Source organism: Streptomyces sp. NPDC002018 (genome assembly GCF_042890865.1).
GTDB lineage: Bacteria > Actinomycetota > Actinomycetes > Streptomycetales > Streptomycetaceae > Streptomyces.
This window is the reverse complement of record NZ_JBIASO010000008.1, coordinates 164,572-176,864: the sequence shown is the minus strand read 5'-3', so window position 1 is coordinate 176,864 and position 12,293 is coordinate 164,572. Positions and strand designations below refer to the sequence as shown.

At 70.6% G+C, this 12,293-nt stretch carries 10 protein-coding genes and 2 pseudogenes; 8 read left to right on the top strand and 4 right to left on the bottom strand.

Translation table 11 applies throughout. The features are described from left to right. The first annotated feature begins 921 nt into the window (after positions 1–921). The 3 genes from ACFYYH_RS15640 to ACFYYH_RS15630 all read left to right on the top strand — a co-directional run bounded on the left by ACFYYH_RS15640 (position 922) and on the right by ACFYYH_RS15630 (position 3,300). Entirely contained in the window at positions 922–1,998 is a 1,077-nt protein-coding gene (locus ACFYYH_RS15640) for a glycoside hydrolase family 5 protein (protein WP_388550860.1), read from the top strand. Positions 1,999–2,312: 314 nt separating this feature from the next. Beyond that, positions 2,313–2,513, top strand: a complete 201-nt coding sequence (locus tag ACFYYH_RS15635; RefSeq protein ID WP_388550857.1) for a DUF4236 domain-containing protein — start codon at positions 2,313–2,315, stop codon at positions 2,511–2,513. Positions 2,514–2,619: 106 nt separating this feature from the next. Continuing rightward, positions 2,620–3,300, top strand: coding sequence for a hypothetical protein (locus ACFYYH_RS15630; RefSeq protein ID WP_388550854.1), 681 nt, complete (start codon positions 2,620–2,622; stop codon positions 3,298–3,300). 157 nt (positions 3,301–3,457) lie between these two features. Here ACFYYH_RS15630 and ACFYYH_RS15625 read toward each other — a convergent pair whose 3' ends face one another. Further along, positions 3,458–4,351 carry an ion transporter gene (locus tag ACFYYH_RS15625; protein ID WP_388550851.1) on the bottom strand — a complete coding sequence of 298 codons (894 nt, stop codon included), beginning with the start codon at positions 4,349–4,351 and terminating at the stop codon, positions 3,458–3,460. A 525-nt stretch (positions 4,352–4,876) separates the two neighbouring features. Here ACFYYH_RS15625 and ACFYYH_RS15620 point away from each other — a divergent pair. The 3 genes and pseudogenes from ACFYYH_RS15620 to ACFYYH_RS15610 form a co-directional block, all read left to right on the top strand. Then, entirely contained in the window at positions 4,877–5,953 is a 1,077-nt protein-coding gene (locus tag ACFYYH_RS15620) for an acyltransferase family protein (protein ID WP_388550848.1), read from the top strand. A gap of 224 nt (positions 5,954–6,177) precedes the next feature. Then, positions 6,178–7,920, top strand: a complete 1,743-nt coding sequence (locus ACFYYH_RS15615) for a phosphodiester glycosidase family protein (protein ID WP_388550845.1) — start codon at positions 6,178–6,180, stop codon at positions 7,918–7,920. 145 nt (positions 7,921–8,065) lie between these two features. Further along, positions 8,066–8,600, top strand: a pseudogene (locus ACFYYH_RS15610) (transposase); the annotation flags it as partial. Here ACFYYH_RS15610 and ACFYYH_RS15605 read toward each other — a convergent pair. Continuing rightward, the gene (locus ACFYYH_RS15605; RefSeq protein ID WP_388550842.1) at positions 8,599–8,874 is read right to left on the bottom strand and encodes a hypothetical protein; all 276 of its coding nucleotides are present in this window, start codon (positions 8,872–8,874) and stop codon (positions 8,599–8,601) included. The pseudogene ACFYYH_RS15610 and the gene ACFYYH_RS15605 overlap by 2 nt on opposite strands. 224 nt (positions 8,875–9,098) lie before the next feature. Between ACFYYH_RS15605 and ACFYYH_RS15600 the strand changes: the two genes are divergently transcribed. Next, positions 9,099–9,323, top strand: coding sequence for a hypothetical protein (locus ACFYYH_RS15600; RefSeq protein WP_388550839.1), 225 nt, complete (start codon positions 9,099–9,101; stop codon positions 9,321–9,323). Between the two features lie 25 nt (positions 9,324–9,348). Here ACFYYH_RS15600 and ACFYYH_RS15595 read toward each other — a convergent pair whose 3' ends face one another. After that, positions 9,349–9,762, bottom strand: coding sequence for a transposase (locus ACFYYH_RS15595; RefSeq protein WP_388550836.1), 414 nt, complete (start codon positions 9,760–9,762; stop codon positions 9,349–9,351). A 158-nt stretch (positions 9,763–9,920) separates the two neighbouring features. Next, positions 9,921–10,325 (bottom strand): type II toxin-antitoxin system PemK/MazF family toxin, encoded by a 405-nt coding sequence (locus tag ACFYYH_RS15590; protein ID WP_388550833.1) that lies wholly within the window; start codon positions 10,323–10,325, stop codon positions 9,921–9,923. Between the two features lie 284 nt (positions 10,326–10,609). Between ACFYYH_RS15590 and ACFYYH_RS15585 the strand changes: the two are divergent. Further along, positions 10,610–11,867: pseudogene (locus ACFYYH_RS15585) on the top strand (IS701 family transposase). Positions 11,868–12,293: the final 426 nt, after the last annotated feature.

The following is a 12,293-nucleotide window of genomic DNA, read 5'->3' as shown; positions in this document are numbered from 1 at the left end:
GGGGGGGCGCGCCCCGCTGGCCGGGGGCGGGGGGGGGGGGGGGGCGCGCCGGGGGGGGGGGGGGGGGGCCCCCCGCCGCCCCCACCGTTCCGGGCGGCGCCGCGACTGCCCACCCCCACGGAGGCAGGCGCGGCTTCCACACCGCCCGGGTCCATGTGGCTGCCCCACGGCGAACGCGGGGGCCACCGTCCGCTCCCGGGACGATCACTCGACGGCCCGGCCGTACGCGGCGGTGTGTCCGCCGTGCTGGACCGTGCGGACACCGGCGCCACGGCGTCGGCCCCGGCCCCGGCGTCGGCACCGGCACCGGCACCGGCACTCGGCGCGAGGCCCAGTGCTGCCGCTGCCCGTGGAGCGGAGTCCACGCATCCGTCCCACGCCTTCCTCGTGGTGCGAAAGATGGTCACGTACCCGACAGAATCCGGTGAGTGCGGAGGGCGTGTCACCGCATTCGCGTGGCGCGGATGGGACATGTCTCAAGGACGACAGGCGCGATCGCCCCGACTCCCCACCGACCGCCCATGGCGCGCCTGAGCGGTGACGGCTGGGCGCTCGGTCCCCGGGCCGGCCGGTCGCCCGGGTGCTCATCCCCTCACCGGGCGGCGGCCCCCCCGACCTGGGGTGCCGACCACGGCGCACGAGTTCTTCCGCGTGGCTGAAGGCGACCCGGAGGGCCGCGCGACCGACGGTGAAAATCCCCGGAGTGAGCGGGATCGCCGCAGGTCAGGACCCACGACGGCGCCAACGGCGGCGTCCGAGGCGGAAGTCGGCCCCGGGCGCCACCCTCTGGACCACATCTTTACCCAGCCCTTGACGACTAACTGGAAACAATCCTAACTTTCATGTGCCACCCCGTGGAGTGCACGAATCCATGGACCCCCCACCCCGGATTGTCATGTCCGCATCATGAAGGGTCGTGCCATGCCCGCATCGCTCCTCAAGAGGCTGCGCCCCACCGCGGTCCTCGCCCTGGCCGGAGCCCTGTTCCTGGGCCTCGGCGCCACCGCCCAGGCCGGTACCTCCGCTTCGGCCGACGGCCAGGACCGCGTCTCCCGGGCCGCGTCCGCGGCCGACACCCCCGTCGGCGTCAACGGCAAGGTGCGCGTCTGCGGCACCAAGCTCTGCAACGCCTCCGGCATCCCGATCCAACTGCGCGGGATGAGCACCCACGGCACCCAGTGGTACGCGCAGTGTGTGACCGACGGCTCGCTGGACGCCCTCGCCAACGACTGGAACGGCGACATCCTCCGCGTCTCCACCTATGTGCAGGAGGGCGGTTACGAGACCGACCCGGCCAGGTTCACCGACCTCGCCAGCCGGATCGTCGACCAGGCCACCGCACGCGGCCTGTATGTGATCGTCGACTGGCACCAGCTCACACCGGGCGATCCCAACGCCAACACCGCGCGGGCCCGCACCTTCTTCACCGAGATGGCGCGGCGCCACAAGGACAAGGTCAACGTCCTGTGGGAGATCGCGAACGAGCCGAACGGCGTCACCTGGCCGCGGATCAAGAGCTACGCGGAGACCATCATCCCGGTGGTCCGGGCCCAGGACCCCGACGGCGTGGTCCTCGTCGGCACCCGCGCCTGGTCCTCGCTCGGCGTCTCCGACGGCGCCAACGAGACCGAGGTCGTCAACAACCCGGTGAACGCCGCCAACATCATGTACACCTTCCACTTCTACGCCGCGTCCCACAAGGCGGAGTACCTGAACGCGCTCTCCCGGGCCGCGGACCGCATCCCCATGTTCGTCACGGAGTTCGGCACCCAGGACTTCGCGGGTGAGGGTGCCAACGACTTCGCCCAGTCGCAGCGGTACATCGACCTGATGGCCCAGAAGAAGATCAGCTGGACCAACTGGAACTACTCGGACGACAACCGCTCCGGCGCCGTCTTCAAGACCGGTACCTGCGGCCGCGGCCAGTGGACCGGCACCTCGGTCCTCAAGGAGGCCGGTATCTGGATCCGTGACCGGATCCGCAGCGGCGGCTTCTGACCGCTCACGCCGGCCGGCCCCTGCCCGAACAGCACCTGAGAGGCCCTCCCCGCACCCGGGGAGGGCCTCGCCCGTACCCGACGAGCGTACGAATCCGGAGCGGTGGGCCGACCTGCCGCGCCGACGGCGTGGCAGACCGCCGAGGAGCGGTTGCGCCCGGAACGGCCGCCGGGCATGTCGTGGGCGGTGCCGAGTCCCGGTCTGTCCGGCTCTCAGGGGGAGGGCGGCCGGGCCCTGACGGGGTGTCAATCGCTGGTCGGCGTACATGCATCGGCGTTCTGGGGGCAGTCGCCTCTCTGACAGAGGAGGCGCAGATGCCGATCACATTCCGTAAGAGTTTTCGCATCCTGCCGGGGGTGCGACTCAACATCAACAAGCGCTCCTGGTCCATCACCACGGGTGGTGGCAAGCACGGGCCGCGGCACACGTCGAGCAGTACCGGGCGGCGTACGACGTCGATGGATCTGCCGGGGCCCTTCGGCTGGCGCAAGACGACCAGGCGCGGCAACCACTGAGCGGGGCGGCGCCGGGGTCGGTGGCGCCGTACCCGTGCGGGGAAGTAGCGACCGCCGGGGTCGGGCACCTCGCTGAATGCCGGGCCGCGGGTCGGCCGTCCGAGGGGTGCGCCACCGTGCGCCCGACTCCGGCGGCCCACCCCGCGGCAAGGTTGCCGTCATCCACTACGTACCGCAGAGCGACGATGCCGAGGCCAACGTCGGCATCCAGTCGTTCCAGGCGTCCGGTCTGGTGACCTGTCCGGCCGGGAGGACCACCGAGGTCCAGTGGTCCGGCCCCGTGGAGCGGCCCCGGGTCAACACACTGGTCGCGCGGACGCCGGGCTATATCCTGAGCGCCGAGGTGCCGTCGGCCCCGGCCGCGTACCGGCTGGTGATCACCACCGAGCGGACCGAGGGGTACCCCTGGTCCACCGCCACCAGGACCGAGTGGGGCTTCACCTTCTCGGCCACCACGGCGGGAGAGGTCCGGCAACTGCCCCTGGTCCAGGTCGACTACGGCATCCGGACCGCGTCCGACGGCAAGGCCGACCGTGACGCCGAGCTCTTGGTCACACCGTCGCACATCGCGGGGGCGTCGGTCGCGGCGGTGCGTACCGACCGGGTCGAACTGTCCTACGACGACGGCCGTACGTGGCGGCGTGCCACGCTCAGCAGCCCGGCCCGGGGCGCGCTGACCCGGCTGCACGCTCCGGCGGCGGGCTGTCTCTCGCTACGGGTTCACGCCTCCGACGCCCGGGGCAACACGGTGACGCAGACCGTTATCCGCGCGACCGGTGCGAGGTGATCGCGGCCCGGCTTCGCTGACGAAGCGGCGACCGGCGGCGGATCTGTGCGGGGCTCCCACGACGGGGCCCCGCACAGGCATGTGCGGGCGGGGCTGCCCCGCACAGACGTGTGCGGGCGGGGCGGGGCGGGGCGGAGCGGGGCGGGGCCGTGCCGGGTCAGCTCACGGCGCTCCCGCATCCGCAGGTCGGCCGGGGCGCCGACAGACGGGCTTCGACGGCGTCCAGGGCCTGGCGCGCGGCGATGATCCGGGCACGGAGCAGCGCCTCTTCCGATTCCTCCGGGTGAGCGGCGGGGCCGGTGTCCGGCCGGTCCTGTTCGGCCTCCATCTCCCGCGCTTCCTCCAGGGAGTTGACGACGACGCCGATGAGCAGGTTGACCAGGAGGAACGAGCCGAGAAGGACGAACGAGGCGAAATAGACGAAGGTCCAGCGGGAGATCTCCAGACCGTCCCGGACCGCGTCGCCGAGGCCGTCGAGCGTCATCAGCAGGAAGAGGGTGAGGGCCGCGCGGCCGAGGGAACCGTAGTGCTCGGGGGCGTCGTCGGCGAAGAACACCCATCCGACCATGGCGTACACGTACAGCAGGAGCGCGCCGACGAGCAGAAAGCTCAGGGTGCCGGGCAGGCTCTTGCCCACGGCCACGATCACGATGCGCAACTGGGGCAGGAACCGCGCGGCGCGGAGCACCCGGGCCAGCCGCAGCAGCCGCAGCGCGGTGGCGTTCTCCCGGGCGAACGGGGTGCAGGCCAGGCCGACGACCAGCAGGTCGAAGACGTTCCAGGGATCGCGGAAGAAGTCCTTGGGACGGTCGGCGTGGGCGGCGGCGCGCAGCAGGATCTCGGCGCTGAAGGCGCCGAGGAAGAGATACTCGGTGGCCTTGAGGGCGTGGTGCCATTGGTGCACGACACCGCTGTACGTCTCGACGCCCAGCAGGACGGCGTTGGCCGCGATGAGACAGAACACAGTCATGGTGAACGCGTCGGAATCCACGATCCGGCGGCTGCGGTCCGCGAGAGTGCGACGGAACGCCTCGGAGGTCTGTTCGGACATGGGTGCTTCGTTTCCTCGCAGACCTGGTCCCGCTCCTCAACAGCAGTGGATCTTAGAGGGTGTTGATGTCGGACGGTCGGCCAGGACCGGCCTTCCCCTCGGGCTTTCCCCGAAAGGGTCCGGCGGGGGGCAAGGGCGGTGGAGGCCGGCGTCCGCGGACGGCACGCGGTGAGACACCTCGTGGGGGCCGCTCGCGGTGCGCCGCGCACACCACAGGCGCCGGTCACGCTCTGGCTATGGCGCGTTTGTCTGAGATGCCGCTGAATGGGTTAATGATCCTGAGAATTGGATGAACGATCGCATCCCTGTGTGCTTCCTGGGCACGTGTTCGAGGTGGACAGCACTCCGACTGCATCAGGACCCGGTTCGGACAGACCGGACGGACACGGACCCGCCGCCGAGCCACCCGGCCGCGCCGCTTCCGGCGTCCGGACCGGGGGCACCCTGACCCTGGCCCCGCCGCGGCCGGACGACCGGCGCGCCCGGGGCGGGCACGGATTCCCGTCCGCATCGCGGAAGGGCCGGGTGCGGGGCGTCGACGGACTGCGGACCCTCGCCGTCCTCCTGGTCCTGGCCTACCACTTCGAGGACGGGCCGCTGCCGGGCGGCGCCCTGGGCGTGGACGTCTTCTTCACCATCAGCGGATTCGTCATCACCCGGCTGCTGCTCGTCGAGTTCGCCCGCACCGGCGCCGTCCGCATGCGGACGTTCTACTGGCGGCGCTGGAAGCGGCTCGTCCCCGCCCTTCTGGTGGTCTGCGCGCTGTGCGCCGTCCTCGCGGCCACCACCCGGCTCCGCGGCTTCGACGGTGCCTGGGCGTCCATAGCCCTGTCCGCCACGTTCCTGGTCAATATCGTCCGGGCCGCCCAGCCCGGCCCCTACACGGACGAGACCGCTCTCCTCGGGCACACCTGGTCGCTGGGGGTGGAAGAACAGTTCTACCTGCTCTGGCCGCCGTTGCTGCTGCTCCTCCTGCGCCGCTTCAGGCCCCGCACCGTGCTGCTGTGGGCCGTGGTGCTCTGTCTGCTGCCGCTGCTCTGGCGCTGTTTCCTGTGGAGTCCGTCCGCGGCGCACCGCATCTACAACGGCACCGACACGCGCGCCGACCAGTTGCTGGTCGGCGCGCTGCTCGCGCTGGTGGTGGCCCGGCTCGACACGCAGGACCCGCGGCTGGCCGCACTGCGCCGATGGGCGGGCCGACTGGCCTGGCCGGCGATGGCGATGCTGGCCCTGATCGCCTGGCAGGTGCCGATGACCGGCACCAGCGCCTGGACGGCGCCCTGGTACACCGTGGGATTCCTGCTGACGGCCGTCCTCTCCGCCACGGTGGTCGCGGCGCTGGAACTCCAGCCGCTCGGTCTGCTCTCCCGTGTCCTGTCCCTGGCCCCGCTGGCCTGGATCGGTCGTAACCTCAGCTACGGCCTCTATCTGTGGCACTACCCCCTCGGCCGTCTGATGGCCGACCTGGGGCTGGGCACCTGGCATGTACCGGCCGCTGTCGCCGCCACGTTCGCGGCGGCGACGGCCTCGCACTATCTCATCGAGAAACCGCTCACCCGCCGGAGGCGCCCCACACCTCAAGGGGCGCCTGTTCCGCCGTAGCGCTGCCGGAGCGACGCGCGACGACCCCTCTCAGCACACCGGTGCTGTCCTTCGCCGACCGGTGATGCTCCTTCACCGTGCCTTCTGCCCGTCGCCCCTGGCCGTTACCGCGATGGCCCCCGTACGCGGCTGGGATGGCCTCCGTATCGCAGGGACGGCCCGCCCCACGGCCGGACCGCCCCGAGCGACCACGTGCGTCGAGCACCAACTTGCTAGGGGAAACCATGTACGACCAGGACGGAAAGCAGCCGCGCGCGGGCGGCGACGCGGCCCCGCGCACCCTGCGGACCGGCATCGCGCTCGGGGTGGCGGGTCTGCTCGCGGCCGTCAACACCCTCACCGTCTCCGGAGCGGCGCGGGCGGTCGCGCCGACGGCGCCCGTCGCGGTACCGGCGGCCTCCGTTTCCGCCACCGCTCCCGTTGCCGGCCTCGCTCCCGGCCTCGCTCCCGCCACCGCTCCCGCCCTCGCTCCCGCCACCGCTCTCCAGCAGGTGCGGTGGACGACGGACACCGTGGCGCCCGGCGTCCAGGTGCGCACCGGCGTCATCCAGAACAGGGGCGCCAGGCCGGTCTGGACGGTCACGATCCAGGCTCCGGCCGTCAACCGGCTGACGGGCGCGGCGACCTGGGCCCCGCTGGGCGACCGCGCCTGGGCCGACACCACCGAGGGGCAACTGCGCGCCGCCGGGTTCGCGCCGCGCGTGGAGCGGGTCGTCTGGGACGAGTACGCGGACACCCCGCGCGGCACCATGGGCTGGCAGCTACGGGTGGGCTCGTACGCCACCCAGGCCGAGGCCCAGAGCACCAACCAGGCCGTCTCGGCGGGCGGCTTCCGCACGGCCGTGGAGTGGACGGGCTACGACGGCCGGCAGCTCGCCGACCGGGAGAGCGTCCATGTCGCGGTCATCGACCCGGCCCGGTTCCGGGGCACGGTGGCGAGCACCCACGACGGCAACGTCGCGGACCGAGGGACGACGTCCTCCGTCGCCGTGAAGAACGGTTCCCTGCTCGCCGTCAACGGCGGCTTCTTCATCACCTCCGACGCGGACGGTGTGCAGGGCACGGTGGCCGGTATCGCCGCCTACGACGGCGAGCTGGAGTCGATGGCCGCCGGCTCCCGCGCCGCGCTGATCCTGGCGGACGGCGGGCGGCATCCCCGTATCACCGATCTGTCCACCACGGTCACCGCCCGCGCGAAGTCGTCCGCGTACGCGGTGCAGGGCATCAACCGGCTCCCCGGCAAGGTGCGCAACTGCGGCCGTCCGGGCGGTGCCCCCACCGAGCTGGCCCGCCATGACACCACCTGTTCCCTGCCCGACGACCTGGTGAAGTTCACCCCGAGATTCCGGGCCGCCCTGCCCGAGGGCGCCGGTGTCCAGGTGGTGCTCGACTCCAGGGACCGCGTGGTCTCCACGGGCCCGCGCGGCGGTACGGTCCCGGCCGGCGGCTCCGTCCTCCAGGGCATCGGGGGCGCGGCCGACTGGCTGTCGGCCCAGGGCCACGAGGGCGAGCGGATCTCGGTGCGGGAGGTCATCCGTGACTCGGCGGGACGGCAGGTCGAGCTGGGTGCCCACGACAGCATCGTCAGCGCCGCGCCGACCCTGGTGAAGAACGGCCGGATCGCCGTCGACGCCGCCACCGAGGGCACACTCGACCCCCTGGACCTGTCGTTCGGCTTCGCCTGGTCGAACGTGCGCCAGCCCCGCACCATGGCCGGTATCGACGGGCACGGGCGGCTGCTCCTGGTCACCGTCGACGGACGTCAGCCGGGCGTCAGTGAGGGCTTCACACTGGGCGAGGCCGCGCGCTTCATGCGTTCCCTGGGCGCGAAGCAGGCCCTCAACCTGGACGGCGGCGGCTCCAGCGCGATGGTGGTCGGCGGCAAGCTCGTCAACATCACGTCGGACGCGACCGGCGAGCGCGCCGTGGGCGACACCGTCCAGGTCCTGCTGGCCCGCCGAGGCTGACGGACCCGCGACACCCCCGCGGAACGCCCCGGCCGGGGGCTCCTTCCCCGGCCGGGGCGCCGCGCCACGGCCGAAGCGGCGAGCCGGTGGGGCAGCGCCGAGGCGGGCGAAGACCTGAGCCGCCGGGCCGGGCGAACGGCGGCTGGACAGCCCTTACGAGTCGACGGAGTCCTGGGCGGATCTGTTGCGGGACTGCCGTCGGCGCGGGATGCGCGACCCGATGCTCACGGTCGGCGACGGGCGCGATGGGCCTGTGGAAGGCACTGGCGGAGGTGTTCCCCGCCGCCCGCCACCAGATGTGCTGGGTTCACAAAACTCGAAACGTCTCGAACGTCTTGCCGAAGTCCGCGCAGCCCGGCGCGAAGAAGGCTCTACAGGAGATCTCCCATGCCGAGGACCGTGCGCACGCCGAGAAGGCGGTCACCGCGTTTGTGAAGGCTTACGGAGCGAAGTGGCCCAAGGCCACCGCGAAGATCACCGGCGAGGTCGACGAGCTGCTGGCGTTCTATGACTTCTCCGCCGCGCACTGGGTGCGTCTGAGGACCACGAATCCGATCGAGTCGACCTTCAGCACCGTGAAGCTTCGGACCAAGGTCACCTGCGGCGCCGGCAGCCCTGCCGCGGCCCTCGCGAGGGTCTTCAAGCTCGTGGAATCCGCCCAGGCCCGCTGGCGCACGATTACGCGAACCGTTCACGGCGCAGCGGCCCCAACAGATCGCCCGTCAGTTGCTGGCGGCCGAAGAACCGTCCGCTGTCCCCTGTTTCATACCGGGCCAGCCCCCGGTATGGCGGGTCCGGGTCCCCCGTGCCGTCCTCGGCCGCCAGCGCGGCCGCTTCCGTGGATGCCTGGGGCCATCGGGCTTCCCACTCTGCACTGTGCCTCCACCCGCAGCTTCCGCAATTCGAACGCGAACCGCTGTACCGGGCCGGCTCCTGGATCCGCCGGTACCTCACGACGACCCGCCACAGCTACTTCATTCTTCCTCCGCCCGGTCCCGGCCAGCTACGCAGCCCTTACCGCCTCCACGAGATCACGCCCAGCCTACGACCTCGCCGTACCAGGGTTCCTTCCTTCCGACGCCATATGCAGGGCCGTCACGAGTGGCAACGGATGCTTCAGGAAGTACGGTGACCAGTTCTGGATCCGGAACTGGGATTCCCCCACCGTCGGCCTTTGGGTGGATTGGCAGAACGAACTCTGGGACGGTCAGTACTGGCTGGCCTACCGTTCCGGCAGTTGCAGTGCGTCCCAGCTGAACACCGGGCAGTGGGGGGTCTGCAATAAGGACCTATACGAGAACACCAGCATCAACCACTACGAAGGCCGGGGCAGCAAGGTGCGGTGGCGGATCGTGGCGTGCACGTCCATCGGGGAGTGGTCCCCGTGGCACGCAAACAATTAATGAGCCTTTCCCGACCTTCCTGTAGCTAGGACTTGTCCGGCCGATCGTGTTCGGACTTGTCGTATCGGGTGGTCACGGCCCGGTGCTGTTTCAGCCTGTTGATGGCCCGTTCGACGGTGTTACGTTTCTTGTACCGCTCTTCGTCGAAGCCCGGCGGCCGTCCGCCGCGTGCGCCTTTGCGCAGGCGGGCGGCCTTGCTGTGGGTCTTCTCCGGGATGACGTGCCGGATGCCCCGACGTCTCACGTACTCGCGGCAAGGCCCGTTGCTGTATGCCTTGTCGGCTGTGAAACTGTCGGGTCTGCTGCGAGGCCGTCCCTGGCCGGTCCGTGGGACACGGATCCTCTCCAGCACCGCCCTGAACTGAGTGCAGTCCGCCCGTTGTCCTCCGGTGACGATCAGGGACAGCGGGCGGCAGCGGGCGGCAGCGGCCGGCCACACTCAGGTGGAGTTCGCTGGTGAACCCGCCACGCGATCTGCCTAGTACTCCAGCCGTAGATCGTGATCTTGCGGTTGGCGCCCCGGAGGGGTAGATGGGGCCACCGTTGATCATCTCGACGAGATCGGCCGGACTGTCAGGGAGGCCATTCTTTCTCCGCCTACTTGAGCTCGCCGAGACGGCGGGCGTCCCTGATGTCGCTGAGCTTCGCAGCCGTAGCTGGGGTCCACTCCTTCTCCTGTTCACTGAGACGGAGCGCGTCCTCAATCGCACTGAGCTTCGCGGAGGACAGGACGCCCGCCTGCCCGATCAGGTCGTCCCGGGACAGTGTGGTCAGCCAGGTGCAAGGGGTGAAGCCCGGATGCGGGAAGCCGAACCGCAGCACGCCTTCGAAGGGCAGTCCTTCCGTAGCTCCTACTGCCACTTCGACTCCCAGACCGCTGATGTCGACGTCAGCCGGAGCGACGACCTGCATCGCCCGGAACCCGCGCGCCTCGTCTCCCGACAGGAGTACGACCGGCCGTCGCTCGTCGAACTCGACCCACCAGACTTCGCCGCGTTGCACATGTCCTCCTGGCCCGGGACTGCGGGCGGACCCCGCACGCTCGCGACCGAAGCACGGAAGTAGTGCAGCCCCGTCTCCGGACGCCTTGACTGTTCGAAGGACTCTAATCTGTGTCGCCAGGTCGGCCGCCACTACCTGGCCAACGATCCTGATCTTTGGTGGGGGCTGCCGTGGGAACGCGTGCGGCCACCGCTGATCATCGGCGTGTGAAGACAGATGATCATGCGGTGGCCGCAGGTCACAGCGTAGACCCTGCCGGTTGGCAGGAAGTGTTCGAGGGCCTGATGGGTCGGATCGCGAGCCGGTTCGCGCGGGTCGAACCTCGGCGTCGGGTGCGGCAGTTGATACTCGGGCTCCTGGCGGACCTGCCGCGCAAGAACTGCTGGACGATCGCAGAGCATGTCGGGGACGCCACGCCGGACGGGTTGCAGCACCTGCTGGGGCGGGCGAAGTGGGACGCCGACCTGGTCCGTGACGACCTGCGCGGCTTCGTGCTGGATCACCTGGCGGACGACCAGGCGGTGCTGGTGGTCGACGAGACCGGCGACCTGAAGAAGGGCACCCACACTGTGGGAGTGCAACGCCAGTACACCGGCACCGCGGGCAGGATCGAAAACGCGCAAGTCGCGGTGTACCTCACCTACACCTCCCGGCACGGGCACGCCGCCATCGACCGCGCTCTGTACCTGCCCAAGTCCTGGACCAGTGACCCGGACCGCTGCGAGCAGGCCGCCGTCCCGGATACGGTCGGCTTCGCGACCAAGCCGCACCTGGGTCAGCAGATGATCGAACGCGCCCTGGACGCCGGAGTGTCAGCTGCGTGGGCGGCTGGCGACGAGGTCTACGGCGACAACCCGAACCTGCGCACCGCCCTGGAGGCAGGACAGTTGGGCTACGTGCTCGCGGTCTCCCGCACCTACCGCGTCCCCACCCCGGCCGGCCCTCAGCGTGCCAACCACTTGGCCAAGCGCATCCCGCGCCGGGCCTGGCAGAAACTGTCCGCCGGACGCGGCGCGAAGGGGCACCGCTGGTACGACTGGGCGCTGGTCGCCATCACCACGGGCGAACCGACGGGCCATCGACACCTTATGATCCGCCGCAAACGCAGCACCGGCGAACTGGCCTACTACCGCTGCTACTCGCCCCGTCCGGTGCCGCTGTCCACGCTGGTCAAGGTCGCGGGAAGCCGCTGGACGGTGGAGGAGACGTTCCAGAGCTCGAAGGGACTGGCGGGGCTGGACGAGCACCAAGTGCGCCGCTGGGACTCCTGGCACCGGTGGGTCACCCTGGCCCTGCTCGCCCACGCCTTCCTCGCCGTCACCACCGCCCTCGAATGCCGCAACCAGGCCCCAGTCCGACGACGGGACCAGCCCCGACGGACTGGTCCCGCTCACCTGCAACGAGATCCAGCGCCTGTTCACTACCCTGATCGCCCGACCCGCCCGCGACCTGGCCCAACGACTTCGCTGGTCCACCTGGCGCCGACGCCACCAAGCTCGCGCCCGCCACAGCCACTACCGCCGCCAAGCCGCCGGGCCATGAAGATCACGATCTACGGCTGGAGTACTAGGCCCTCATCTCCAGCACCACCTCCACCAGGCGGGCGACGAGGCTCTGCCACGGCATGTCGTCCTGGTGTACCGGCATTCCCTCCCCTTTGACACGGGCGTCGGCGCCGGCGGCGGATCGGTGCGAGCCCGGTCCGCGTGCTGGTGGGCCCGCACGATGGTGGACTCCACCGAGATGTCCCCGTCGATCTCACCGGGGCGTCGGCAGCGGCCTGGACCTGCCGCAGCAGCCGCTCCCACTCCGCATCGCTCAGACCACCCCGCCCCATGCCCACACCAACGAGCCACACACGAAGCAGTCACATGATCGACCGGACACGTCCTAGTCGCCTTGCTCGACACCTGAGCTGTATTGGGCTTCACAGCCGTGTGTCGTTCTGACGTCGTCGGCCGACTACTA

Coding starts and splice junctions, on each gene's coding strand:
- ACFYYH_RS15615 (WP_388550845.1), top strand. CDS start 6,178: ATGTACGACCAGGACGGAAAGCAGCCGCGCGCGGGCGGCGACGCGGCC.
- ACFYYH_RS15625 (WP_388550851.1), bottom strand. CDS start 4,351: ATGTCCGAACAGACCTCCGAGGCGTTCCGTCGCACTCTCGCGGACCGC.
- ACFYYH_RS15635 (WP_388550857.1), top strand. CDS start 2,313: ATGCCGATCACATTCCGTAAGAGTTTTCGCATCCTGCCGGGGGTGCGA.
- ACFYYH_RS15640 (WP_388550860.1), top strand. CDS start 922: ATGCCCGCATCGCTCCTCAAGAGGCTGCGCCCCACCGCGGTCCTCGCC.